This is a genomic window from Rothia sp. CCM 9418 (assembly GCF_048512825.1).
GTDB lineage: Bacteria > Actinomycetota > Actinomycetes > Actinomycetales > Micrococcaceae > Rothia.
Genome location: NZ_JBLXXX010000002.1, coordinates 329,215 through 354,015 on the forward strand (window position 1 = coordinate 329,215; position 24,801 = coordinate 354,015).

Consider the following 24,801-nt stretch of genomic DNA (forward strand, 5'->3'; position numbering starts at 1 on the left):
TTTATCGTCTCTTTTCGTTATTGCGTCACTTGTCTACCACGAGCACATAACGGGCAGATTTCGGGAAGTTTGCATTGGATACCGTAGCCACTAGCTTGGGCTGAAGTATGGCGTGCCTGAAAATATTCTTGAGCGATAAGCTCTGCTGCTTGTTGAATGAGCTCTACTGCCCATAAATCTTCTTCTGTGAGAGGCTCTTGTTGCTGTTCACGGTAAGTTTTCGTGTCGGTACCTAACTGTATGAGGAAGGCACCGCCAGAGCGTGATGTAAGCCCGCTAAATCTCGCTTCGGGTGAGTCTTCCCCCTGAGCAAGTTTTTCACCGATACCAGCTTCTAAAGCAACTTGGTAAGCTGCAAGTTGTGGGTGACGAGGTATTTTCTCTTTCTGAGAGGGTGCAGTTCTCCCCGTTTTCAAATCGATGATGGCGTAGCGTCCAGTTTCTTGATTTTTCTCTAAACGGTCAATTCTGCCGACCAGTAACGCGTCACGTGTTTTTCCTGGAACAAAAACTTTAAAACTGCCTTCGACATTACTCAATTCCCGCTGATGCTGGGATAACTCAGCCACATAGGAGGCAAATTTTCGTACCATCTTTTGTGCTCGTTCATAGATTTTTTGAGTTTCCCAGGTATCAGGAAGATTCATTTTTTGGAAGGTCTGAGCAAGTTGTTCTTCCAGAACATAACCTGGCCCGTGAGGGTACTGTTCTGCAAGTTCGTGTACAACGTTTCCTAAAGAACGTGAAGCATCGGTAGCAGCTTCTGCCCGTGATTCGGAAACGAACCATTCCAGCGGAGAACGGTGCACCGTCTCTAGTCGTGAAGGTGACATCGGAATAGGTGCCTCTTCTCCAAAGGCACTGCCTTGAGAGGAGAGCGGACTCAGCCCCCACCAGCTATTAGGTGAGGCACCGGGCACAATATACCCACGTGTTTGTCCTAGGTCGTTGAACTTGCGAAGAATCTGTATCGCATGGTGAGCGGGTTCGGGGCTTTGCTCATATTGTTCTGCCCACTGACGTAACTCTGCCACCAGCGCACGAAGAGTCATCGGACGTCGAACTTCAGTAGTTGTTCGTCCCTCATGAGAGCCTGGAACAACAAGGTCAAAAAACTCACTAGGAAATTCGTCTTCAGACATCACTGCTGTACACCGAACCTGTTTCTTCGCTCGTGATAGAGCAGTGGCAAACATGCGTAGTTCATCGTGACGGGTTTGTCGCACACGATCAGTGGAGGTTATGTGTCGTGCAGCGTCTAACCCGATATCAAGAATATCGGTGAGTTTATGCGTCTCAAGTAGAGAACCGCGCACAGTAGTGTTCGGCCAGATACCTTCTTGTAATCCAGCAATGTAAACGTAGTCCCATTCACGTCCTGCAGCTAAAGCTGGAGTCAATATTTCAACGTGCCCTTGTACGCGTGTCGTTCGGGTCAGTGTATCCATCGGAATGTCTTGAGCCATCATGTAGTTCAAGAATTGGAAGGCACTCGCACCAGGCATCTGCTCGGTATAACGTGAGGCGGCCTCGAAAAGACCAAGCATGGCATCTAAATCTCGGTGAGCACGTTGCGCGTTCAACCCCTCACCGTTTAATGATTCTTGACGCCAAATATGGGCAAGTTCTGAAGACTCCCATAACGCCCACAGAACGCTTTCAGCTGTTGCTCCTTCTTGTGAGAGTGCTTTGACACCGGCAGAGAGCACATGGTGAATACGGTGTACGGCACGGTCTGCTCCCCTAGCAGCAATACGAGGAGGACGGTAAAGCGCCTCAAGGAGCAGCTCATCGCTGGGGCGTGTTCCACCAGATTTTAGTTCTTCAGCGCGTAACTGTTGTCGTAAGCGACGCACGTCCATTGCGGTAGCGCCACCTAGGCGAGACTGTAATAACGACAAGACAATATCCGTAGATAATCCAGACTCACTAACAGGGTGGGCATCACTGTTGAGGTCCTGCTCTTGTTCGTATAGATGTACCGCTATAGCTAATGCGTCAAGGAAGGGGCGTACTGCAGGTTCTTGACTCAGCACGTTAAGGGTGCGAGCGCTCGATACAGGGATGCCGTGGCTCATGAGGGTACGCTCAATACGTGCTATTGCGCCGGTGTTACGCACAATAATGGCGCATTGGTGATAGGGGACGTTCTCATATAGGTGTTTTTCAAGAATCATCTGTGCTAACAGTCGATTTTCTTGTTGAACGTTCTGAACAAGATACCCATCCAGAGCAGGTTCTTGTTGAGAGGTTTCTTCCGCAGTTGCGGCAGGCTCGGCAGCTGGTGCGTATTGTGGTTGACGGTCGTAGCGCATTTGGGCAACCGGCGGAATGCGTTCTGTGACGGTGGAATAGGCACAAACAATATCTTTGGGCATCCTGTGGGAGAGGTTGAGAGATAGGGTCTCATAGTCTCCAAGGATACGAGGAAGCTCTTTTGCTTTATCGGGGCGAGCACCACGGAAACCTTGGACCACAGTATCGGTGCATAAAGCGATAACTGTTTGGGGTGCTGGAGCTGGTGAGGTTTCAGGTGAACAGAGCGTTTCGAGTAGACGGTAGATGGAGGGTGTTGCCTCTTGGAAATCGTCGATGAGTAAGAGTTTGAAACGTTCGCGTTCTTCTGCGAGAAAGGTTGGGTTGTGGGTCAGAATCTGTTGAGCTTCATGGATGAGGGTTGCGGGATCGAAAGCATTGGGCATCCGTAGACGACGAATCTGTTGGTATTCCTTATATAGTTGGGCGATCAGAGCCCATGTATGGATGTTGAGCTGTTGGGCGTAGTTTTCGATGTCTTGTGGGTCGATAGCATATTCTGCGATGCGGTCGAAGAAGTCTCGAATTTCGTGGCGGAATCCTTCAGTGTGTACGGCCTCTTTAAGCTCTTGGGGCCAAATAATTATTTTTCCGTAACCTTGTGTGTGTCCTTGGAGCAGTTCTGAGATGATGACGTCTTGTTCTGGTCCTGAGATAAGTTTGGGTGATAGTTCTACCCCCGGTAGTAGTCCTTGGATTTGGGCGCGTCGTAAGATATCGAAAGCATAAGACTGCCATGCGCGAGTTGGTACGGTTGAGAGGGTTCGTTGAGTGTGGTTGGCGATGAGTTCTCTCATCCTTGTAGCACTGGTACGGGAAGGCGTTAGGAACATCATGCCATCAGCTTCGGCACCAGAGTCAAGGTAGTTTTGGGCGTGTTCAAGGAGTTGGGTGGTTTTGCCCGTTCCTGCTGCACCAAGAATGATCCGTGGTGTGTTGCTCATCGTTTGGGTTCCTTCTTGCGTTGTTTATAGAGGTTTTAGTAATTAGCCTCTCCCCCATAAGTTTAATGATTTTTATGTTATGGGGGAACGATGTATCTCATAGATTTAAAAGATGTCGATGCTCTACGACATGTCTTGGGTGGAAGGAGCGTTATCACACTTGATAACGGCAAGTCTCCGATACATGGGGTGGGGTTATTAGGCTTATCAAAAAAGCGATATAGTGTGGAGTATGACTTCTTGGCTAGATAATCCTCGGGCAACTTTTGATTTAGAAACGACGGGGGTTGATCCTCGTACGGCACGTATTGTGACGGCTTCTTTGGTTCTGGTGGGGGCAGATGGACAGACTATTCGCGCTGGAGAGTGGTTAGCAAACCCTGGTATTGATATCCCAGCAGAGGCTTCAGCAGTTCACGGTATTAGCACTGAATATGCGCAAGAACATGGACAGGATGCTTCCACCGTTGTGTTTCAAGTGGCGTCTGCTCTGGGTTCTCTCTTTCATGACGGTATCCCCGTTATTGCTTTCAACGCTGCCTATGATTTTTCGGTGTTGCATTATGAGTTACAACGATACGAGTATCCAGAGCTCAAGTGTGAGCCGGTGCTAGATCCTTATGTTTTGAATAAGCATTTTCATCAGTTTAAACGAGGCAAACGTACTCTAGAGGTGCTCAGCGAAGAATATGGTGTGAGTTTAGAGAATGCGCATACATCTAAGGATGATGCGATAGCAGCAGAACGCCTGCTCACGGCTATGGCAGGTTCTTTCCCTGATCTTGCCCAAGATGCGAGGTTCTTACATCAGCAACAGATTCTGTGGGCGCAAGAGCAGGCTGCGGAGTTTCAAGAATATCTCAAGCGTCAAGGTAAGAATCAAATAATTGACGGTTCATGGCCTATACGCCATGGTTAGTGCGTTCTTGTGCGGTGTATTTTCACAAGTATTTTTACTCAATATATTTTTCTAAGGTGTCATGATGTCTGAGAATCTCTCTGCAGAGCCGCCCACTAATAGTATCTATTTAGGTTCTTCACGGCTACAACATCAATATCTTGTATCACAGTCTGCCGTGGTGATGAAGCTTGGACTGCTCATGCTTCAATCAGGTGCTAGCGCTTTTCGTGTGAAAGCCTCAATGGCACGTCTTGCAAGAGCAGTAGGGTTAGAAGAGCATCATTCGCAGGTGACGTTTACGGAGCTGACCACAACTGCTTATGCTGCCGGTAATTTTCGTACTGAAATTGGTGAACAACGGGCGATGGGTATTAGTGCTTATCGTATTGATTTACTCAGCGATTTTGTATCGAACCTTCCTGAAAAGATTTCTCCTTTTGAAGCAGGTCAGGAGATTGATCGTATTGCACGGTTACCGCACCTATACCCTCGATGGTTGCTTTCTCTTGCTGCCGCTTTTGCTTGTGCGGGGTTTGCTTTTCTCAACAATGGTGGGGTTGTTGAGTGTAGTATCGTTTTTTTCTGTTCTGGTCTGGGACAATTATTGCGTTCAGTTTTACTGGGTAAAGAAGTTAATCACCTCGCCATATGGTTCTTATGTGGGGTGTTCTCTGCGGGGTCTTATATTTGTGGGGTCAGTACGTTGACTGCTTTAGGGTTAACGTCTTCTGATCATCTTGTAGGTTTCATCTCTGCTATCTTGTTTTTAGTACCAGGTTTTCCGCTGGTGACTGCAATGTTAGATTTAGCTCGCTTCGACTTTTCTGCGGCTATTGGGCGACTTACCTACGTGGGGTTGTTACTTGCGAGCGCTTCTTTTGCAGTGTGGATTCTTGCCTTTACGTTTGAGCTTCCTCTACAGAAAGCTGTTCCACTGGAGTTTTCGCCTATCACGTTATATTCGTTGAGAGTTGCGGCGTCTTTTATTGCAGCGTATGGGTTTGCGATGCTTTTCTCGGCGATGCCCACGAGCTGTTTATGGGCAGGAATTATTGCTGCTGTGGTGAACCCTCTTCGTATCCTTGCTACTGATGTGGGTTTGGCCCCGCAACTAGCGGTATTTACAGGTGCTCTTTTAGCAGCAACTTTTGCTGAAATTATTGCGCCCTTACACCATCGGAAGTATTCGCGTGTTTCGTTGTCTGTCCCTGCGGTTGTCACGATGGTTCCGGGTGTGACGTTCTATCGTTCCATGGCGTATCTTTCTGATGGTGATATTGCAGAAGCTGCAGTTGGCATGGTGGAGGTATGGTTATTATTCTTCGCCATTGGTATGGGGCTTGTATTTGCTCGTTTTCTGATGGATAAGAACTGGTTCTATAACCGAGATTTGCAAAAAGTTCGTCGTTTTAATATTGACTATCATCTACGGTAAGGCGAATACGTTATCACCTATATAACATCAAAAAACCTTTGGGGTTGTATCCTCCACATCAGAGGATACAACCCCAAAGGTTTTTTCATTGAAGAGAACACTAAATAGTATTATTTATGCGGGTTGAGCCTGAGCAGCTTCTTCTAAGGCCTCAGGCAGTGCAGAAAGAATACGATCCATCGCCGTATCATTATGTGAGGCAGATAAGAACCATGCTTCGAAAGCACTTGGTGGGAGGTACACCCCAGAGTTCAACATGCTATGGAAAAATGCCTGATAACGGAACGTTTCACTTGCTTTGATATCGTCATAATGATGTACACCGTGCTCAGCTGTACCAAATGATAGAGAGAACAGGTTTCCGGCGCGTTGAATCGAGTAGTTCAAACCAAGTTTTTCGCCATAGGAGTGGATAGCTTTTTGAAGCTCTTCACTACGCTGATTAATAGTCTGGTAGACGTCTTCTGTTGCAGCTTTGAGCGTTGCGATGCCTGCAGCAAGAGAGATGGGATTACCAGAGAGCGTACCTGCCTGATAGACGGGCCCTAACGGGGCAAGGTACTCCATCACTTCTCGTTTACCACCCAGTGCGGCAATGGGCATACCGCCACCAATAACTTTTCCGAAGGTAAAGATATCGGGAGCCCAGCCTCCCTCATCTTCTGTGGTGTATCCCCAATAGCCGGCAGAAGATACACGGAAACCTGTTAAGACTTCATCAAAAATGAGCAATGCACCATTCTCATGGGCAGTATCGTGTAAGAACCGGTTGAATCCAGCCTCGGGTGTTACCACACCCATATTGCACGGTGCTGCTTCGGTGATAATAGCCGCAATCTGTCCATGATGCTGTTCAAAAGCACGTTGAACTGCTTGGGTATCGTTATAAGGGAGAACAATAGTTTCAGCTGCTGTTGCAGCTGTTACTCCTGCTGAACCGGGCATTGCTAAGGTTGCTACGCCAGAACCAGCTTCAGAAAGTAAAGCATCAACGTGTCCGTGATAGCAACCAGCAAATTTAATGATTTTATCACGTCCGGTATAACCGCGAGCTAGACGGATAGCCGTCATGGTTGCTTCGGTACCCGTAGACACCATACGTATCTGATCAATACTTCCTGGAATCACAGCGTTGATACGCTCAATAACAAGCTCAGCAAGTTCAGCTTCGGCTTCAGTAGAGGCGCCAAAAGATAAACCGTGCTCTACAGCTTCGTGAACTGCCTCAACTACAGACGAATCGCGGTGTCCTAAAAGTGCAGGGCCCCAGCTCATCACAAGATCAACGTAGTTTCTGCCATCAGCATCGGTCAGATAAGGGCCCTGTGCCTCAACCATAAAGGGGGGTACACCGCCAACGGAGTTGAAGGCTCGAACCGGTGAGTTCACTCCCCCAGGGATGACAGCACGAGAACGGTTAAATAAGTCTTCGGAGATACTACTCATAGGTGAGAACTTTCTTCATATCTGTTGCGTAATGTTTTCTCTAGTCTACAAAACATTATGAAAGCCAAGAGGCTACTTCTGTTGCATAGTACGTCAAAATAATGTCAGCGCCAGCGCGACGAATGCCTGTCAACGACTCAAGAATAATCTTTTCACGGTCGACCCACCCTGCTGCAGCGGCAGCCTCAATCATGGCATATTCTCCAGAAACTTGATAGGCAGCTACCGGTACTGGAGAGAAATCAGCGACTTCACGCACAATGTCAAGGTACGCCATCGCCGGTTTCACCATAACGAAATCTGCACCCTCTTCAATATCTAACCGTACTTCATGTAGACCTTCACGACGGTTAGCTGGGTCTTGCTGATAACTCTTACGGTCACCTTCTAGCGAAGAACCGACAGCATCACGGAAAGGACCAAAGAATGCTGAAGCATATTTTGCCGAATACGCCATAATAGCGACGTCGTAGAACCCTTCTGCATCAAGCGCCTGACGAATTGCTTGTACTTGTCCGTCCATCATGCCCGATGGGCTCACAATATGTGCACCGGCACGAGCCTGCGCCAACGCCATCTGAGAATAAGCATGCACAGAGGCGTCGTTATCGACAATCGGCTGACCGAACCGGTCTGTCGAAAGTGGCCCACAATGTCCATGGCTGGTGAACTCGTCAAGACAGGTATCCGCCATAATCGTGATGGTATCCCCAAAACGTTGACGAACCTGTGCAATAGCACGGTTCAAAATGCCCTCTGGTAACCATGCGTGAGTTCCATCTGCATCTTTGTCTTCTTTACGAGGAACACCAAAAAGATCGATACATTGAATCCCTGCTGATACGGCTTGTTCTACCTGCTCTAGCAGAGAATCTAACGTGTGCTGATATTGTCCAGGCATAGACGCGATAGGCTGAGGTTCCTCAATTCCATCTCGCACAAAGAGAACCTGAATGAGGTGCTCTGGGCGTAGTTGTGTTTCGGATACCAGTTTACGCAACGCAGGAGTTGCGCGTAGACGCCGTGGACGATACTGAAGGTTGAGTGCCGTCATAGGAGTTCTCCTCTCATAAAACATTTATTTTCTTTGCGTGATAACCAAAAAAAAATTACAAAAAATAATGATGAACCGCTTCGCATAATCCGTCAGGGGTTGGAGCAGGCGCAATATAAACATCCAAACCTAAACGCTGCGCATGAGATGCGGTTGTTCTTCCCATCGCAATAAGAGGGGGAAAAGATACCGGAGATTCCTCACCGTAAATATGGGTGACGAGTTCTTCTAATAGAGAAGGAGCCGTTGCGATAACACCCGCATATTCTTGCCAACGCTCTCGCACCTGTCCCAGAGCAAAAGATTTTTCGGGTGCTCTCAACGGCGTTAACGGGTTTGTAGCGGGGTAAGGTTCCATATCGTAAAGAATCACCGTTTCTGTAGGTATATTCCGTGATGCTAGAACATGGTTGAGAGTCGGCCGTGAAGTCTTTCCCAAAACACACAGAACAGGTTGATCGTCGTCATACGGAAGTTCTTGCCCCAAATGTTGAGCGTCCATCACCGAAGGAATGTAGTCCACCACAACACCGTTATCAGCCAAAACTTGTGCCGTGGAGGCACCAACAGCAGCAACTTTTGTTGTTGCTAGTAATTGAGGCAACGTACGCTGAGATTCAACAGCATATTTTTTCAAAGAAAGCACAGCATTCGCGCTACTGATAAGAGCCCAAGAAAATCCGCCATGAGGCAGACGACTCATGAGCTCACTATCTGGTGTATGAGCGACGGCTTGGCGGATAGGGGCACAATCGACCTCTACCGGCGCTAAAGACGTATGAGACAAAAGCTCAACAAACGGTTGTGCTTGTTCAAACGAACGAGTGATGAGCAGCCGAGTAGAGGTCATTGCGTTGGCCATGGACACTAACTATTCAATCCGTTTAAACGGTCAGCGCCCATTTGCAGGAGGTCTTCTGCTACTTGAATACCAAGCTGTTCAGCTGATTCTTGACTCAAAAGTACGGTTGCTGCATGATGTCTTAGCACCTGAGAACCATCAACAGAAGCCACTACAGCGTCAAGAATCAGCTGGTCTTGTTCATATCTCGCGTATGTTCCAATGGGCGAAGCACAACCTGCTTCTAGACGACGTAGCACAGCACGCTCAGCGATCACCGCGTAGCGTGTTGGTAGGTGGTCTACGGTAGCGACAGCTTGAGCTAGCTCAGTGTTGTTGTGGACGTCTTGTTCACGTATTTCTACAGCCAAGGCACCTTGCCCAGGGGCAGGAAGAACACGAGAAACGTCAAGATATTCAGAAATAGCAGATTCATAACCTAGCCGGTGCAAACCAGCAGCCGCAAGGATAACTGCATCGCAGTCCCCTACCGCTTCTGCATTGCCATAATGTTCTAGACCGGGGACTCGTGCAAGACGTGTGCCCACGTTACCTCGAATATCAACGATATTGATATCTGGGCGTAACGCCTTAATCTGGGCTGCTCGTCGAGGAGATCCAGTACCAACGTTTGCACCTTCTGGCAGTGTCTCTAAGGTGAGTCCATCGCGAGCACATAGTGCGTCTCGTGGGTCTTCGCGCTCAGGAATTGCCGCAATGTTGAGTCCAGGGCAGGGCTGGGTGGGCAAATCTTTGAGGGAATGAACAGCCATGTCGACACTGCCGTCCAGTACTCGTTGTCTTAACGTTGCAGCGAATACACCGGTACCACCCATCTGTGAAAGCGGACCGGTCAGGATATCGCCTTCAGTTTTGACGGTTACTCGTTCGATATTTTGGTTGCAGATACGTCCGATGGCGTCAGCAACCATACCTGTTTGAGTGAGTGCTAGCGCCGAGCCTCGGGTGCCAACGGTGTAGCCCATAGGTTTTAGTCCTCCGTAGTATTCATATGGTAGGTTGCAATCGTTGCTCGATGTTGTTGAGCACGTGCTGGTTTACAGCATTGAGGGTCGCATTCGTCGAACCATCCACGGTTAGAGCAACCACCGAAAAGTGGTTCTTTGGGGGCGGTAAACGGTGTTGCATTCGTTTCTTGTACACGTTCTTGGATGAGCTGACGCAAAGACTCAACGTATGCCGGATGAGTTCCGGGTGTTGGTGTGCGTACCGCTTCAAAGCCAAGGTTTTTACAAGTGTCTAGGGCTTCAGTGTCTAAGTCCCATTTGACTTCCATATGGTCAGAGACAAAGCCCAGAGGTACGAGGACGATGCCATCAACTTTGCCTTCAAGTGATTCTAGGGCGTCATTGACGTCTGGTTCTAGCCATGGCATAGATGGGGGGCCTGAACGAGATTGGTAGACCAGTTCCCAATCAACATTTTCGAGGAGTTTTGAGTCGATGTCGGAGACTTTTTCAAGAACTCGTCGAGCAACTTGAAGATGCTTTTCGACGTAGGCGGAGCCGCCTTCGTAGTCGACATCTCGTGGTCCGGCCTCGTTCGCTGCGCTGGTTGGTACGGAGTGGGTGCAGAACATGATGCGGATAGCGCCGTTTCCAGCAGCGGGGTTGGTGTTCTGCGCAATTTTTTGGTGGACTTCTCGTAGCCCGTCTACGAGTCCGTCGACGAAGGCTTGTACGAAGCCTGGTGCATCATAGAACTGACGGATTTTATCAATTTGAAGTTTTCCTTCTAGTTCAAGTTTTTCTAGTGCCATACCGTAGTCTTCACGGTATTGTCGGCAGGAAGAATAACCGGGGTAGGCGCTTGTAGCAAGTACCAAAATTTTTCGTGCGCCGTTGTCGTAGGCTTCTTGTACTACGTCGTTGACGTAAGGTTTCCAGTTGCGGTTCGCCCATGTGATGGGGATGCGTGGTCCTTTTTCTTGGAGAGCCTTTTCGAGGGCGTTGAGGAGTGCACGGTTTTGTTCGTTGATAGGTGAGATACCTCCGTTGGCACGGTAGTGTGTTGCGACTTCTTCGAGTCGTTCGTCGGGGATACCTCGTCCTGCCGTGACGTTTCTAAGAAATGGGATGACATCTTCTTGCCCTTCAGGGCCACCAAACGATGAAAGAATCACCATATCGTAGGGTTGTGGCGCTTTGTTACGAGGGCGTGAGATGTTTTCTTCACCGTGGAATTGTTCGATAGTTGTTGTATCGAGTATGGCGGGGCCATTACTGGCGGTGTTGTTGGGGTCGGTGACGTTGGGTGCTACGTCATGTGGTAGTCGGGTGTTCATGCAAGAACTCCTGCGATGTCGTGGGAGGGAATACGGCGTCCGGTGTAGAAGGGGGTTTCTTCACGGACGTGTAGGCGGGCTTCAGTGTTTCGGAAATGACGCATGAGGTCTACGAGGTCTACAAGTTCTGGCGCTTCGAGGGCAAGGACCCATTCGTAGTCGTTGAGTCCAAACGTTGCGATGGTGTTAGCTAGCACCTGAGGGAAATCGTAGCCTTTCATACCATGGTTTTTGAGCATTTCAGCACGCTTTTCGGGGTTCATGTAGTACCACTCATAGGAGCGAACGAAGGGGTATACACAGACCCAGTCTTGTGCTTCTTTGCCAAGGGCAAAGGCTGGAGCATGACGGCGTGTAAATTCTGCGTCGCGGTGTACGCCCATAGTGGACCATACAATCTTTGTTTCGGAGAAGACGCTGGTACGACGAAGTTTGCGGATAGCTTCTTGGAGGTCTTCAGGGACTTCGCAGTGAGCCCATACGAGAATATCTGCGTTATCGCGCATGGCTGATACGTCGTAGAATCCGCGAATGGTTACGCCTTGTTCTTCGAGTGCTGAGATTACTTGGTTGAGTTCTTCTTCAGCTTCAGGGGTCTGTGCTTTGGTGTTTGTTACTCCAGTACGTGCAAATACGGTGTATAGCGCGTAGTAGAGTTTGTCATCGCCGTCAGCTGGAGCACCCGGAACTTGACCTTGAATTTTTGATGAGGTTGCATCCCCACGGTGTGTGTGGGAGTAGTTTCCATGTGAGCCATGTTGGTGTGACATGTTTTCCTTCCTCAGAGGTTTCTCTCTATCGGGTGTGATGGAGAGTCACCTGTTGTTGTGTGTTGTACGGTGAACCTCTTGGGTTTACGTAGTTGTAGTGTTGAGGTTCTATCCGATGTTGTTTTGTTCAATAAAGTTTTTGAGGGTTTTGCGAGTGTCTGCGGTGACAGCAGCTAGCCCGTTTCCGCTCAGCCACGCGCCAACAGCGGTGACGTTCTCTAATTCGGTGAGTGCGCTGCGGAAGCTTTGCACTGTTTTGCGGTGTTCGGGACTTGCTGTAGGTAATGCGCCTTTCCATCGAACAACGTCTGCTGCGAGGAGCTGATTTCGTGAGATGGAAACGTCGAGAAGTTTTTGTGCATCGTGGATGGCTAAGGTAATGAGTTGGTCATCGTAGAGTTTGACTTCTTGTAGGGGGCTAGCGTCTTGTCCTCTCCCGTAGGACAGGCGTAATACGTGTCGATGTTGCCCTAGTTTGTCGCTCATCCACTCCCATTTAGCGCTGGCGTGGGTAAGTGCTTTGGCTCGTACTGAGGTCACTTCTTCGCTGACAAGTACTCCGGTTCCGCGTGGTCGGGAGTCGAGCTCTGCTTGTTCGATGATGAGTGTTACGAGGGCGACTTCTGGTCCTGCTGAAATTTGGGGTAGGTCTGCGCTACTCAGGTGTGATCCAAGCATTCGAAGAGTTGAGGGACCGTCTGAGGCCATGACGAGGTATTTTCCGTGGATGGCAGCAGCTTTTTCGCCAATTTCGGGTTGGCGTTGGATGAGTGTCCAGAGGTTATGGCAACGGTCGCGGTCGATGGCGATGGCATCATAGCCGGTAAGGATACGTACTTTGCGACGAAGAATATCGTCAACGAGTGCTTCAGATAGCTGGTGCATACCGCCGATGAGTCCTGCGACTTGTGCTCCTGCTGGAGAATTTTTACGTAGTGATGCGGCAGCGGTAGCAAGGGAGCCATAGGTATTTAACGCTTTTTTGAGTCCTGGTGCAACAGAATCTACGTCAAGGTAATCGGGGTGCGTGGAATGGACTCCAGATACGATGGGCGAGACGAGTCTATCGAGTACTTGTTGTCCCATACGGACACGTACGAGGTCGCCAAGGGTACGTGCATTTTCTCCTGCGGAGGCGGGTAAGAAACGGTCAAGTTTAGCGCGTCGTAGACCGCTTCTACTCATAATTTTTTTGAAGTCGGGGTCGTTGAGGTCTCCGGGGATGCCGAGGATTCCTGTTCGTGGTGCTTTGTGAACCCCGTTTGGTAGGCAAAGCCAGGATCCATCTTGCCGTGGAGTGACGATTCTTTCGGAGATATTGAGCTCTTCGAGTAGCTCGCTAACGGCGGTGGTTCTTGTTGCATAGGATTCTGCACCCGAGTCGAGGACAAGTCCGTCGATTTGGTGTGCGCCTACTGCACCACCGAGATGATCTTCTTTTTCGACGAGGGTTACTTTGAGCCCTTGTTGAGCAAGTTCTCGAGTGGCAAGTAATCCGGAGATTCCACCGCCTACAACGATTGCGGTTTCTTTAGGGGAACGAGTATCGACAGGTGACATTGTTCTTAGGCCACTTCCCGAGCAGTTTGAGTGTGAATGTATTCCACCAGGCGGGTGAGTATTTCGGGGTCTGTTTCTGGTGGCACACCGTGTCCAAGGTTGACGATATGGGAGGGAGCACATGCACCATCAGCTAGGACGTGGTCTACGTGTTCTTTGAGGACATCCCATCCTGCGCTTAGTAGTGCAGGGTCAATATTTCCTTGTAGGGGCACTCCCCCGCCAAGACGATGCTGAGCTTCTGCGAGGTCGAGACGGTAGTCTACACCGACGACATCTGCTCCAGCTTCGTGCATAGCTTTAAGTAGCTGCGCGGTTCCGGTACCAAAGTGGATTCTAGGAACACCGTAATGTGCCACGCTCTGAAGAACTTGGGCGGAGTGGGGTTGGATGTAGGTGCGGTAGTCGCTTTCGGAGAGGGATCCTGCCCAAGAGTCGAAGAGTTGGATGGCGCTGGCGCCTGCTTCGATTTGTGTTTGAAGGAATTGTCCTGCGGTTCGGGCGGCCCATTGTCCGAGTGCATGCCAGGTGTCGGGGTCTGAGTGCATCATGGTGCGTGGTCGTAGGTGGTCTCGGGAGGGTCCGCCTTCAACCATATAAGCGGCGACCGTAAATGGTGCTCCGGCGAAACCGATGAGCGGTGTGTCGCCGAGTTCTTTGACGGTTAGGCTGACTGCTTCTCGGATGGGGTCGAGTGCTGAGTCTTCGAGTTCGGGGAGGTTTTTGACGTCTTCAGCGGTGCGTACTGGTTGGGATAATACGGGGCCTTTGCCGGGGACGATGTCTACGTCTACGCCGGCTAGCTTCATGGGGACGACGATGTCGGAGAAGAAGATTGCGGCGTCTACGTTGTGGCGTCGTACGGGTTGCAATGTAATTTCGCAGGCAAGTTCTGGGGTTAAACATGCCTCTAGCATGGGAATACCTTCACGTACTTTTCGGTATTCGGGTAGGGAGCGTCCGGCTTGCCTCATGAACCATACGGGGTGGTGTGAGCCTTTTTGTCCGGTGAGGGCTTTGAGCATTGGTGACTCTGCCACGCCTGTAGTTTTGAGTGGGTGAGTGGTGGGAAGAGAATCTAGCTGGTGTGTGTTCAGTAGTTCTCGTTGATTCAAAGTGCTACTCATGTTTCCCATTGTGCCAAATTATTGCGCATTGTTTGCCGACACCATGTCATTCTTTGCTGGTATCTGCCGGTTGAGAGGGGAATCTACGAGGAAAAATAGTGATATTTCCCGTTTTTATTCGCGTCTGAGGGGCAAACATGTTTATGATAAGTCAGTCGTGACTATATTTACGCTCGTTGCATCACACAAGACTGTAGATTTGAACACCGTGGCATTATTGGCCAACGGTGCTAGTGTTGCGCTCAAAAATGTTTCGGCGCAGCGGGTTCGAGGAAGCGTTGTTCTTTCGACGTGTAACCGTTTAGAGATTTATGGGGAGCTTGCTGTATCCCCCGGCGCAACGTCTCAGCAAATACAGCTGATATTAGAAGAAACTTCACAGGAAATATATCGTGGCATTGCCGGCCAGTCTTCTTTAGCGTACGAACTTGTTGCAAGTAGTTTTGAAGTGTTCACTCAGCATGAGGCCGTCAAACACTTATTTACGGTAGCGGTTGGTTTAGAGTCGGCAGTGGTTGGAGAGCGAGAGATTACCGGACAGGTACGTCGAGCTATTGCTACTGCACGCGAAGAAGGTACAGCCACCGGTAATTTAGTGCGGCTTTTTGATCGTGCTGCTCGCACTGCTCGAGAAGTGGGTCAGCAGACTCTGCTTGGTTCTCAAGGGCGTTCAGTTGTTTCGGTCGCTCTCGATTTAGCGTATGAGCTATCAGAGTTAGCGTGGGATGCACGTCGCGCACTCATTATTGGTACTGGCGCTTACGCTGGTGCTACGGTTGCGGCGCTGAGAGAGCGCGGCTGCCAAAATATTAGCGTGTATTCTTCCTCTGGTCGTGCAGCTACTTTTGCCGACAAGCGCTCCATACGAGCTGTTCCTGAGGGTGCTCTTCACGAAGCTCTCAAAGAAGCAGATATTCTCATTGGGTGTTCTGGTTCTACCGCTCCGTTGAGCGCTAATGAGGTTCCTGCAGGAAAACGCATTATTCTCGATTTGGCGTTGAGTAGAGATTTCGCTCCAGATGTTGCAGACATGCCAGATGTTGAGTTGATTACGTTGGAGACTGTTCGTCTGGCTGCCCCCAACGAAACTCAAGATTCTATTGAACTTGCCCACGCAATTGTGGACAATGAAGCTGCTCATTTTGCGGTACAAGAGAAGGCTCGCAACGTAGATGCTGCTATTGTAGCTCTCAGGGAACATACGATGTCTATTTTGGACAATGAACTGCAGAAGGTTCGCAACCAGTATGGGTGTGGCGCTGCCGTAGACCAGTTAGAGCTTACGATGCGGCGTATGGTGAAGTCACTACTTCACACCCCTACGGTCCGTGCACGTTCTTTAGCCAAAGACGGTCGTGAAGCTGACTACGTTGCAGCTCTTGAAGCGCTCTACGGTATTGAGATAAATACCCCAGAGCCCTCTCATCTTCAGATGGAGCAAAAACATAAGGACGCCTCCTAACTGTCATGGCTGATACCTCTCATACAGAGGTTTCAGCCATTTACGGTAGATGTCTATGCCCTTATCACTCGTCCGTTATTTAGATAGATTCAGGAACAAGCGTTGAGTTCTGTGACCGTTGAGCCACTCCAAGAACCAGATTCACACGATCGACACTATTCCTCAGGGGACAAGCGTCTGCCGAAGGAACTACGACGACAACATCTGGTGCTAAGTGCACTACGTATTTTTTCTTCTCAGGGGTACCATACGACGACGATGAATCAGGTTGCTTCAGCTGCCGATGTCACAAAGCCGGTACTTTACCAGCATTTCAAATCAAAGCGCGAGCTATATCTTGCTGTATTAGACGAACAGATTAAAGAGCTCACAGAACGCCTAGTTCGCCCCTTATACGACACCCAAGATAACCGTGAACGTACAGAACGTGTTATTGGTGCTTTCTTCGAATTTACACGCACTAATCTGCAAGGTTACCGGCTCATTTTTGAATCTGATATTCACAGTGATTTGGCCGTTCAACAGCGTATTGATGACCTCCATCTATACATTGCTAACCATATTGCGCAAGTGTTAGAGCCTAATTCTGGTCTAGCCGCAAAAGAAGCAGTACTCATCTCACGCACGCTCACGGGAATGGCGTTATCGGCGGTGCAACATGCTTTACAGCAAGGTGCTCAAGACCAAGAGCTTGCTCGCGCACAAAATCTCGTTTTTCGTTTAGCATGGGGAGGGCTACTCTGCATTGATGACGATTCTGTCTATGACGGTTAGTCCTCTGCCTTTTTCACTTCTATAAGGTTTTTGTTCAGAAGATTCAAGAAGGATTCTTCTACGTGATTTATTGTAGGGGTGGTACGCTGAGGGTGATATTTCTAGGTGTTTTTGTCTTCACCTTTTAGAATGTCTAGAGACATGACCGGTAATTTCCGTTGTTTAAGGAGCAGTTATGGACGTTAAATTTGGTATTAGAAATATGCCTCGCGAAGTAGTTATCGAGTCCGATAAAGACCCTGTTGAATTGCGTCAGCTCATTGCACGCGCCATGGATAAAGGTGAGGTTCTAGAGCTAGAAGACGACAAGGGTAACGTCGTATTGATTCCTGGAGATAAAATCGGTTTCGTTGAAATTGGTTCAGAGACAAAGCGTCGCGTCGGCTTTAATTTCTCAGCATAATATACCGTTGATATAGACGGTGAAGACGATAGTGGAGGGCCTATATTTTTAGGCTCTCCACTTTTTTCTTGTCAGCTTTGTTAGAATGGCTAAGATAAGACGGTTGTCCGGTCGTTATCCACCAGTAATGTTTAGTAGTGTCACCTGCTGAGATAAGGTGACTTGTTTTCTCACGATCGGCGTACCTCCATAGTTGCGCTTTCGCGCCTTTTCTACAGGAAACACATACGTGAACCAAGACCCCAAGACTTTTGCCGATTACGGACTACGCGAAGATATTTGCCAAGCTTTAGCTGAACGTTCCATCATTCATCCGTTCCCTATTCAGTCTCTCACGTTGCCTGTTGCTCTCGCCGGCAATGACATCATCGGGCAGGCGCAAACAGGTACCGGCAAAACTCTAGGTTTTGGTCTGCCCGCAATTCAACGAGTAATCGGCCCCGAAGATCCCCGTTGGGATTCGTTACACTCCCCTGGCTCCCCTCAAGCGCTAATTATTGTTCCGACTCGTGAGCTTGCTGTTCAAGTAGGCGAAGATCTCTCTGCTGCAGCAGCAGGTGCGGGAGTTCGTGTTGTGACGTTATACGGTGGTGTTCCGTATGAACAGCAGGTTAAACTTCTTGACCGCGGAGTTGAGATTATTGTTGGCACGCCCGGCCGACTCATTGATTTACAACGCCAGCAGAAGATGAATCTTTCGCAGGTAAAAATTGTGGTTCTTGATGAAGCCGATGAGATGCTTGATTTAGGGTTCTTACCCGATGTTGAAAAAATTCTTGCAAGTTTGCCCGAGATTCGCCAGAGCATGCTTTTCTCAGCAACCATGCCTGGGCCTGTGCTGACAATGGCACGCCGTTATATGCGTAAACCAATGCATATTCAAGCACAGTCTTCCGAAGATGAGTCGTTGACAAAGGCGTCTATCCGTCAAGTTATTTATCGTGCTCATCCTCTCGACAAAGATGAGTTAGTGGGTCGAGTTCTGCGCGCCAATGGGCGAGGACGTACCATTATCTTCACCAAGACAAAACGCTCTGCAGCAAAACTTTCTGATGAGTTACAGAATCGTGGTTTCCGTGCGGGTGCTCTTCACGGCGATTTGCCTCAGGTCGCACGCGAAAAAGCATTACAAGCGTTTCGTGATAATGCCGTTGATGTCCTTGTCGCTACAGATGTAGCAGCCCGAGGTATTGATGTTGATGACGTCACTCACGTGATTAATTTTCAGTGCCCCGACGACGAGAAAACCTATGTACACCGTGTGGGTCGTACAGGCCGTGCCGGTCATACTGGTACCGCAATTACTCTTGTTGATTGGGAAGATATCCCTCGTTGGTCTCTCATTAACAAGGCCTTAGAATTGGGTGTTCCAGAGCCTGTAGAAACGTATTCTTCTTCTGAGCATCTTTTCCGTGACCTTGATATTCCTGAAGGCACTCGAGGTAAGATGCCTCATGCTCAGCCTAAGGATTCTGATGCTTCTGCTCAACGTTCACCGCGCAGAGGCGAGCGCCGCTCAGAACGTTCTTCCTCTTCTCGTCGCTCGCAGAATAATGGGCAAAGGCAGCGTCGCCCTCGCCGTCAAGAACATGACAATACGCGTTCAGACTCCCCCGTTGTGGAGAAAGATGCTTCTGGTCGTTCACGACGTCGTACCCGGGTAGAGGGCGAGCAAGCTCCGCGTCGTCGTCGGCGCAAACGCATCGTTAATGATGGTGATTCACAAGACTAGCCTGTATTGATGGGGGCGGTGTTCTTAACCCAAGGGGTTATGGGCACCGCCTTTTATATTGTTTGGGTGTGTTGAGGTGTGGTGTTCTTCTGGTGGTTCTGCCGGATGATTTCTTTGATACGTTCGACAGTTTGAGTTGGCGTGGTGTTTTCTGCTAGTCGGTTAGGCTTTCCGGCGCCGTGGTAATCGCTAGAGCCAGTTATGATGAGGTCATATTTTTGGGCAAGTTTTTTGAGCCAGTTGCGGTCTTCTTCGTTGTTGTCTCGATGATAGATTTCAAGTCCGTTTAGTCCGGCCTCAATCATCTGTTCTATGAGCTCTGCAGAGGCAACTTGTCCGCGGATACGAGCACGGGGGTGCGCCATGATGGGTACTCCTCCGGCAGCTTTAACCATGGTGACGGCTTCAACGGGGTGTACGGCACGGTACGGAACATAATATGCTGAGCGCTCTGCCAGTAATCCGGAGAAGGCTTCGCTGCGGGTTCTGATAATGTTTGCATTCACGAGGGCGTCTGCGATATGGGGTCTGCCGATAGTTGCTCCTGGTGATGCTTGAGCTAAGACGTCTTCCCATGTGATGGGGTATGTTTCAGAGAGTTTTTGAACGATTCTTTGAGCTCGTGTCCGACGAGAAGTGCGAGCCTGCGTAATGTGTTCGTTCAGGACGCTATCGTTTTGTTGATGTCCGTAGCTTAGTAGGTGCACGCTCAGCGGGCCGATAGCACACGATATTTCCATTCCGGGCAGAAAGTCTAGCCCCCATTGTTCAGCATGTTTTTGTGCGCTGCGCCATCCAGCGGTCGTGTCGTGATCTGTCAGGGAAAATCCGATGAGTCCGCAGCCGGCGATTTCGGCGACGAGTTCTTCTACGCTCTGTGTACCGTCTGATAGTACCGAATGAGTATGCAAATCATATGACATATTTCTATCTTAGGTTGCTTGTCTATGACAAAGATAGGTGTATAGATACCTCTGAACGTATTAGAGTTGTATCTATGGTTACTGATGAACATAAATCTTCTGATATGACAGATGAACAGCCCCTTGAGCAAAGAGTGAACAATCGCTCTCAGCCTCCCCAGTCTGAAGCTTTTATTGAGTTTATGGCATCGAATTGGGCACCGGATGAGACGCCATTGCCTCAGCGTGCGCAAGTAGCAGATTATGCGGCTGAACGTCGCGCCCGTATTTCGCGCCTTTTCCCTGGTGAGCGTCTTGTGATTCCTGCTGGTGCTTTTAAAGTGCGTTCTAATGATACCGATTACCGGTTCCGTCCTCATTCTGCCTTTGCGCACCAAACGGGTCTTGGGCTAGACCAAGAGCCTGATGCTGTACTCGTTTTTGAACCAGTTGAGCAAAACCACGGAGATAATGGTTCGCATCACGAGGTGACGCTTTATTTCCGGCCTCTTGCTGGACGAGATAGCGCGCAGTTCTATGCTGATCCTCGCTATGGTGAATTCTGGGTTGGTCCACGTCCTACCCTCGCAGCGGTGGAAGCAGAGTACGGTATCCGTACCGCGGACCTTTCGGAGTTAGAAGTCGCTATCACTAAGAATGCGGGTAGTCAGGCTCTTGGTGGTATTAATATCCGTCTTGTGCGTAACGTCGATCTGAATATTGATGCGCTCGTTGATACGTCCCGTTATAACACTGGGGTGAATTTAGAGAAAGCTGACCAGACCGATGCTCTTTTGACAGAGGCTCTTTCTGAGGCGCGTCTTGTTAAAGATGAGGTGGAGGTCAAGAATCTTCGTCGTTCTGTACAGCACACTATTGAGGGCTTTGAGAATGTGGTTCGTGCTCTGCCTCGGGCGGTAGGCCATCATCGTGGTGAGCGTGTGGTTGAGGGTGCGTTCTTCGCAAAAGCACGTGAAGAAGGCAACGATCTCGGCTATGACACTATTGCGGCGTGTGGAAATAATGCCACTATTTTGCATTGGATTCGTAATAATGGTTCGGTTGATGAGGGAAAGCTGATTCTTGTTGATGCTGGTGTAGAAGATGACACTCTATATACTGCTGACATCACTCGAACGCTACCGGTGAGCGGGCGTTTTACTGAAGTGCAAGCAAAGATTTATCAGGCGGTTCTTGACGCTGCTGACGCGGCTTTTGAAGTAGCTGTTCCTGGTCGCCGGTTCCGTGAGGTTCATGAGGCGGCTACTGCTGTCTTAGCAGAGCGTCTTGAACAGTGGGGTTTGCTTCCTGTATCGGCAGAGGTTGCTTTGTCAGAGCAGGGAGGTCAGCATCGTCGTTGGATGCCTCATGGGACAAGCCACCATTTAGGTCTTGACGTTCACGATTGCGCTCAGGCCAAACGTGAGCTGTATCTTGATGGTGTCATTGAGCCGGGTATGGTGTTCACGATTGAGCCAGGGTTGTATTTCAAGGAAGAGGACTTAGCTATTAGTGAAGAATACCGTGGTATTGGTATTCGTTTAGAAGACGATATTCTCATCACTGAAGATGGTCCGGTGAATCTTTCAGCAGATCTTCCACGTACTGTTGCTGAGATTGAACAGTGGATGGATTCTTTGCGTTCATAGCAGAGGATTATGCCAACGGGGTGTGGGGTGTTCACCATGTCTGGTGAACACCCCACACCCCGTTTTATGGTGATGGACAGTTGTTCCTCAGCTTTTCAACTCACCAGTTCAGATGATTCTGGTAGTTATTCTTGAGTACCAGCACTGTTGTCGTGAGGTTTGGTGTTAGAAGGTTGCGGTTGAGGTGGCGTTGATTGCCCCGGCTGACGGATTGCTTCTTGAAATTGTTCGGGGTTTTCGATGCGGATTCCGTAGCGTCCAGTTCGTTGTTGGGAACGAATTTGTTCAATGCGTTCGTTAGGTTCTGGTGCTGGTGGTTTTTGCCGAATCGTTTGTGCGTATTCCTCGGGGTCTTCTATTCTCAAACCAAATTTTGATGAAGATTCTTTTTGAGGGCTGTTAACGGTGGGGGAAGGAATCGGTTCAGCCGTTTTTTGTGGAGGAGGGGTGTTTCCGTCAAAGCTCTGTGGTGGTGTGGGCGGGGTAAAAGGTACGGGGCCTTCTGGCACCATTGGCGTAGGTTGAGTGCCTCCGAGGATATGTTGAGCTTGTCCTGCGGTGCTGGGGTGAGCCATCAGAATATATTTTTGAGGAACTAATTGTGCTCGGGTTTGGAAGTTTCCTTGTTTATTGCTTCGAGAATAAGACAGAACACCAAAAATCATCCATACAGCGATACCTAATGGGATGGAAGATAGTAGGTTAGCTGCGAAGTTTCCGTTACTCAATAATGCGGTAGCAAGACCGATGAAGGCACCGAAGAAAGCACCTTGAGCGGCAGAAGCTAAAGCAACTTTCGGATAAGAGAGTTTGTTACCAAGAAACTCGATTTGTTTCAGGCTTTCTCCTTGAATGAATAAGGTTCGTAGCGGGAAGTTGGCGTTGTTGAGGGTGTTGAGTGCTTGGTTGAGTTGTTGTCGGTTGTTGTATTCTCCAACGGGGATTCCTTCGGGAAGGTTACCTGTGTTCGAGAGAATTGCTGATATGTTTTGTTCGTCCATGCTCTATATTTTCGCGAAGTCACCTTAGTATTTCCTGAAAAAACGGCGAGTATCGCAAGTGGCGAAAATTTTTCCCTACATTGTGTCGTATTCAGAGGTGTTTTGAACTAAAGATTATCCGTTTCTTGTCACAGATAGGCTATGGTCTCTTCAAAAATTGGTGAGAACGCGTAGTCTATTAAGGGTGAGTACAACACCGAATAAAATTTTTATTGCCCGCCTACTTGGTATGGACGTTTTTGACCCTATGGGTGACCGTCTTGGTCGTCTACGCGATGTTGTTGTGCTCAAACGAAGTTTTGGGCCTTTAGCTGTCGCCACAGGAAATATCTCGCAACGTGGTAAAGAACCTATTGTTGTGGGTATTGTGATTGAAGTACTCGGCAAAAAACGTATTTTTGTGCCGATGACTCGTATCACCTCTATCGATTCTGCTCAGATTATTTGTACGGGGCTTGTCAACCTTCGACGTTTCGAACAGCGCGGTTCTGAAGCGCTTGTGGTTGCAGAAATTTTTGACCGTAAAGTTCGTTTGGCAGATGGTTCTGGAGAAGCAACGGTTGAAGACGTTGCAATGGAACAGCGACGTAATGGTGATTGGTTCATCTCAGAGCTGTTTATCTCACGTATCCCAGAAAATGGTGGGCTACTACGTCGCCGAAAAGCTACCCTTGTTGTTGATTGGGATGAGGCAATTCTTTCAACTGATTTAGAACCTCAAGCAGCGACAACATTCGTTGCTAATCATGAGCACGCTAATGCTGCAGACTTGGCAGACGCTATCCATGAGATGAACGATAAACGTATGGTTGAAGTCGCCCATGAGCTACATGATGAGCGCCTTGCTGACGTTTTACAAGAGTTACCTGAAGATGATCAGGTTGAGATTCTTTCGCATCTGGATGTTGAGCGCGCGGCTCAAGTTCTTGATGAGATGGAGCCAGACGATGCAGCTGACTTGCTCAATGAACTATCTGACGCTCAACGTGAACAGCTACTAGTTCTAATGGAACCAGAAGAAGCAGAAGACGTACGTCGTCTACTTGAGTATGAAGAGGGAACCGCCGGTTCATTGATGAATCCGGTGCCTATTATTCTCTCCCCTGAGGCTTCTGTGGCTGAGGCTTTAGCGCATATCCGACAAGAGGAGATTCCTCCGGCAATGGCGGCAGCAGTACTAGTGGCAAGACCTCCATTAGAGACTCCCACGGGTAAATATTTGGGTATGGTGCATATGCAACAGCTGTTGAGGTACCCGCCCAGCGAACAGGTCGGCAATCTTTTAGACTCTTCCATTGAGCCAGTCTCAGATATGACCAGTCTTGAAGAAATCTCTCGTGTATTAGCAACCTATGATTTGACTATTTTGCCAGTCGTTAATGAGTCACAGCGTCTTGTTGGGGCGGTGACTATTGATGACGTTCTAGATGCGCTCTTACCTGAGGACTGGAGAACATACGATGATGGCACACCCATACGAAAGGTAGGTCGCCGCTTTGAGTGAGAAAAACCGCGAACGTCATAATGACCGTCTAGCAACTCCCCAAGCTGCTCGTCATCGTATCGCTACCGGGGGGAAACCGAATCCTGACCGTTTTGGGCGTGCTACCGAAGCTATTGCTCGTTTTATGGGAACCCCACAATTTATTTTGTGGATGACCGTTTTTTGTACGCTCTGGCTTGGGTGGAATACTCTAGCCCCAGATGAGTTACAGTTTGACCCTCGAGCCTTAAATTTTACCCTTTTGACGCTGGCGTTATCTTTACAGGCTTCTTATGCTGCTCCATTACTTCTGTTAGCGCAGAACCGTCAAGATGACCGTGACCGTGTGATTGCTGCTCAAGACCGTCAGCGAGATCAGCAAAATCTTGAAGAAACACAGTACCTTACTCGCGAAATTGCCTCTTTGCGTATTGCTCTTCGTGAGGTGGCAACACGTGATTATGTACGTAGTGAGTTGCGTGATGTGATGGAAGAACTTCAAAAATTACAGCAGGTTCTAGATCGTTCAGAATCTCAGGGGTTAGAGAATACTCCTGAAACACAGTCTACGAAGATAGTGACGGAAGATATAAGTACTCCTAAACGACGTTTGTCTCAGATTAAAGTCAAAGATGTCGATGAGCTCTCGCAAGAACATGGCGAGTAGTCTTCTGTTGTTTTCTGTATTTTTCTAAG

At 49.0% G+C, this 24,801-nt stretch carries 20 protein-coding genes and 1 pseudogene; 9 read left to right on the top strand and 12 right to left on the bottom strand.

The features are described from left to right. Positions 1–17: 17 nt before the first annotated feature. Positions 18–2,378, bottom strand: a complete 2,361-nt coding sequence (locus tag ACN083_RS04205; RefSeq protein ID WP_419101650.1) for a PD-(D/E)XK nuclease family protein — start codon at positions 2,376–2,378, stop codon at positions 18–20. A 78-nt stretch (positions 2,379–2,456) separates the two neighbouring features. Further along, positions 2,457–3,266, bottom strand: a pseudogene (locus tag ACN083_RS04210) (UvrD-helicase domain-containing protein); the annotation flags it as partial. A gap of 226 nt (positions 3,267–3,492) precedes the next feature. Here ACN083_RS04210 and ACN083_RS04215 point away from each other — a divergent pair. Beyond that, positions 3,493–4,179 (top strand): 3'-5' exonuclease, encoded by a 687-nt coding sequence (locus ACN083_RS04215; RefSeq protein WP_419101568.1) that lies wholly within the window; start codon positions 3,493–3,495, stop codon positions 4,177–4,179. 64 nt (positions 4,180–4,243) lie between these two features. Further along, positions 4,244–5,596 carry a threonine/serine ThrE exporter family protein gene (locus tag ACN083_RS04220; RefSeq protein ID WP_419101569.1) on the top strand — a complete coding sequence of 451 codons (1,353 nt, stop codon included), beginning with the start codon at positions 4,244–4,246 and terminating at the stop codon, positions 5,594–5,596. Positions 5,597–5,710: 114 nt separating this feature from the next. Here the strand turns inward: ACN083_RS04220 and hemL are convergent, their stop codons facing one another. The 8 genes from hemL to hemE form a co-directional block, all read right to left on the bottom strand. Then, positions 5,711–7,042, bottom strand: a complete 1,332-nt coding sequence (gene hemL / locus ACN083_RS04225; RefSeq protein ID WP_419101570.1) for a glutamate-1-semialdehyde 2,1-aminomutase — start codon at positions 7,040–7,042, stop codon at positions 5,711–5,713. Between the two features lie 55 nt (positions 7,043–7,097). Next, positions 7,098–8,096, bottom strand: coding sequence for a porphobilinogen synthase (hemB, locus tag ACN083_RS04230; RefSeq protein ID WP_419101571.1), 999 nt, complete (start codon positions 8,094–8,096; stop codon positions 7,098–7,100). 55 nt (positions 8,097–8,151) lie between these two features. Then, entirely contained in the window at positions 8,152–8,958 is an 807-nt protein-coding gene (locus tag ACN083_RS04235) for a uroporphyrinogen-III synthase (protein ID WP_419101572.1), read from the bottom strand. A gap of 5 nt (positions 8,959–8,963) precedes the next feature. Then, a complete protein-coding gene (gene hemC, locus ACN083_RS04240) occupies positions 8,964–9,923 on the bottom strand; it encodes a hydroxymethylbilane synthase (protein ID WP_419101573.1) in 960 nt (319 codons plus the stop codon). A gap of 5 nt (positions 9,924–9,928) precedes the next feature. Beyond that, positions 9,929–11,242 (bottom strand): ferrochelatase, encoded by a 1,314-nt coding sequence (locus ACN083_RS04245; RefSeq protein ID WP_419101574.1) that lies wholly within the window; start codon positions 11,240–11,242, stop codon positions 9,929–9,931. Further along, positions 11,239–12,012, bottom strand: a complete 774-nt coding sequence (gene hemQ, locus ACN083_RS04250) for a hydrogen peroxide-dependent heme synthase (RefSeq protein WP_419101575.1) — start codon at positions 12,010–12,012, stop codon at positions 11,239–11,241. Before hemQ ends, ACN083_RS04245 begins: the two co-directional genes overlap by 4 nt. Before the next feature lie 108 nt (positions 12,013–12,120). Continuing rightward, positions 12,121–13,572 (bottom strand): protoporphyrinogen oxidase, encoded by a 1,452-nt coding sequence (hemG, locus tag ACN083_RS04255; RefSeq protein WP_419101576.1) that lies wholly within the window; start codon positions 13,570–13,572, stop codon positions 12,121–12,123. A 5-nt stretch (positions 13,573–13,577) separates the two neighbouring features. After that, a complete protein-coding gene (gene hemE / locus ACN083_RS04260; RefSeq protein WP_419101577.1) occupies positions 13,578–14,699 on the bottom strand; it encodes a uroporphyrinogen decarboxylase in 1,122 nt (373 codons plus the stop codon). A gap of 157 nt (positions 14,700–14,856) precedes the next feature. On the opposite strand from hemE, the gene ACN083_RS04265 reads away from it, so the two are divergent. The 4 genes from ACN083_RS04265 to ACN083_RS04280 all read left to right on the top strand — a co-directional run bounded on the left by ACN083_RS04265 (position 14,857) and on the right by ACN083_RS04280 (position 19,070). Beyond that, positions 14,857–16,161 (top strand): glutamyl-tRNA reductase, encoded by a 1,305-nt coding sequence (locus ACN083_RS04265; RefSeq protein WP_419101578.1) that lies wholly within the window; start codon positions 14,857–14,859, stop codon positions 16,159–16,161. Between the two features lie 111 nt (positions 16,162–16,272). Continuing rightward, positions 16,273–16,935: a TetR/AcrR family transcriptional regulator gene (locus tag ACN083_RS04270; RefSeq protein WP_419101651.1), complete on the top strand. Its 663-nt coding sequence runs from the start codon at positions 16,273–16,275 to the stop codon at positions 16,933–16,935. A 175-nt stretch (positions 16,936–17,110) separates the two neighbouring features. Next, complete coding sequence (locus ACN083_RS04275) at positions 17,111–17,338, top strand: DUF3107 domain-containing protein (RefSeq protein WP_419101579.1); 228 nt, start codon at positions 17,111–17,113, stop codon at positions 17,336–17,338. A 229-nt stretch (positions 17,339–17,567) separates the two neighbouring features. Next, entirely contained in the window at positions 17,568–19,070 is a 1,503-nt protein-coding gene (locus tag ACN083_RS04280) for a DEAD/DEAH box helicase (protein WP_419101580.1), read from the top strand. 53 nt (positions 19,071–19,123) lie between these two features. On the opposite strand, the gene ACN083_RS04285 is transcribed toward ACN083_RS04280, so the two are convergent. Then, positions 19,124–19,993 (bottom strand): PHP domain-containing protein, encoded by an 870-nt coding sequence (locus tag ACN083_RS04285; RefSeq protein WP_419101581.1) that lies wholly within the window; start codon positions 19,991–19,993, stop codon positions 19,124–19,126. Positions 19,994–20,097: 104 nt separating this feature from the next. Here ACN083_RS04285 and ACN083_RS04290 point away from each other — a divergent pair, with 104 nt between their 5' ends. Further along, positions 20,098–21,621 carry an aminopeptidase P family protein gene (locus tag ACN083_RS04290; RefSeq protein ID WP_419101652.1) on the top strand — a complete coding sequence of 508 codons (1,524 nt, stop codon included), beginning with the start codon at positions 20,098–20,100 and terminating at the stop codon, positions 21,619–21,621. A 125-nt stretch (positions 21,622–21,746) separates the two neighbouring features. Here ACN083_RS04290 and ACN083_RS04295 read toward each other — a convergent pair whose 3' ends face one another. Continuing rightward, positions 21,747–22,622: a general stress protein gene (locus ACN083_RS04295; protein WP_419101582.1), complete on the bottom strand. Its 876-nt coding sequence runs from the start codon at positions 22,620–22,622 to the stop codon at positions 21,747–21,749. 184 nt (positions 22,623–22,806) lie between these two features. On the opposite strand from ACN083_RS04295, the gene ACN083_RS04300 reads away from it, so the two are divergent. Both ACN083_RS04300 and ACN083_RS04305 read left to right on the top strand, forming a co-directional pair. Continuing rightward, a complete protein-coding gene (locus ACN083_RS04300; RefSeq protein WP_419101583.1) occupies positions 22,807–24,126 on the top strand; it encodes a magnesium transporter MgtE N-terminal domain-containing protein in 1,320 nt (439 codons plus the stop codon). Next, entirely contained in the window at positions 24,119–24,772 is a 654-nt protein-coding gene (locus tag ACN083_RS04305; RefSeq protein WP_419101584.1) for a DUF1003 domain-containing protein, read from the top strand. The genes ACN083_RS04300 and ACN083_RS04305 overlap by 8 nt, the downstream gene beginning before the upstream one ends. Positions 24,773–24,801 lie beyond the last annotated feature (29 nt).

Coding starts and splice junctions, on each gene's coding strand:
- ACN083_RS04205 (WP_419101650.1), bottom strand. CDS start 2,378: ATGCCCAAAGATATTGTTTGTGCCTATTCCACCGTCACAGAACGCATT.
- ACN083_RS04215 (WP_419101568.1), top strand. CDS start 3,493: ATGACTTCTTGGCTAGATAATCCTCGGGCAACTTTTGATTTAGAAACG.
- ACN083_RS04220 (WP_419101569.1), top strand. CDS start 4,244: ATGTCTGAGAATCTCTCTGCAGAGCCGCCCACTAATAGTATCTATTTA.
- hemL (WP_419101570.1), bottom strand. CDS start 7,042: ATGAGTAGTATCTCCGAAGACTTATTTAACCGTTCTCGTGCTGTCATC.
- hemB (WP_419101571.1), bottom strand. CDS start 8,096: ATGACGGCACTCAACCTTCAGTATCGTCCACGGCGTCTACGCGCAACT.
- ACN083_RS04235 (WP_419101572.1), bottom strand. CDS start 8,958: ATGGCCAACGCAATGACCTCTACTCGGCTGCTCATCACTCGTTCGTTT.
- hemC (WP_419101573.1), bottom strand. CDS start 9,923: ATGGGCTACACCGTTGGCACCCGAGGCTCGGCGCTAGCACTCACTCAA.
- ACN083_RS04245 (WP_419101574.1), bottom strand. CDS start 11,242: ATGAACACCCGACTACCACATGACGTAGCACCCAACGTCACCGACCCC.
- hemQ (WP_419101575.1), bottom strand. CDS start 12,012: ATGTCACACCAACATGGCTCACATGGAAACTACTCCCACACACACCGT.
- hemG (WP_419101576.1), bottom strand. CDS start 13,572: ATGTCACCTGTCGATACTCGTTCCCCTAAAGAAACCGCAATCGTTGTA.
- hemE (WP_419101577.1), bottom strand. CDS start 14,699: ATGAGTAGCACTTTGAATCAACGAGAACTACTGAACACACACCAGCTA.
- ACN083_RS04275 (WP_419101579.1), top strand. CDS start 17,111: ATGGACGTTAAATTTGGTATTAGAAATATGCCTCGCGAAGTAGTTATC.
- ACN083_RS04285 (WP_419101581.1), bottom strand. CDS start 19,993: ATGTCATATGATTTGCATACTCATTCGGTACTATCAGACGGTACACAG.
- ACN083_RS04290 (WP_419101652.1), top strand. CDS start 20,098: ATGACAGATGAACAGCCCCTTGAGCAAAGAGTGAACAATCGCTCTCAG.
- ACN083_RS04295 (WP_419101582.1), bottom strand. CDS start 22,622: ATGGACGAACAAAACATATCAGCAATTCTCTCGAACACAGGTAACCTT.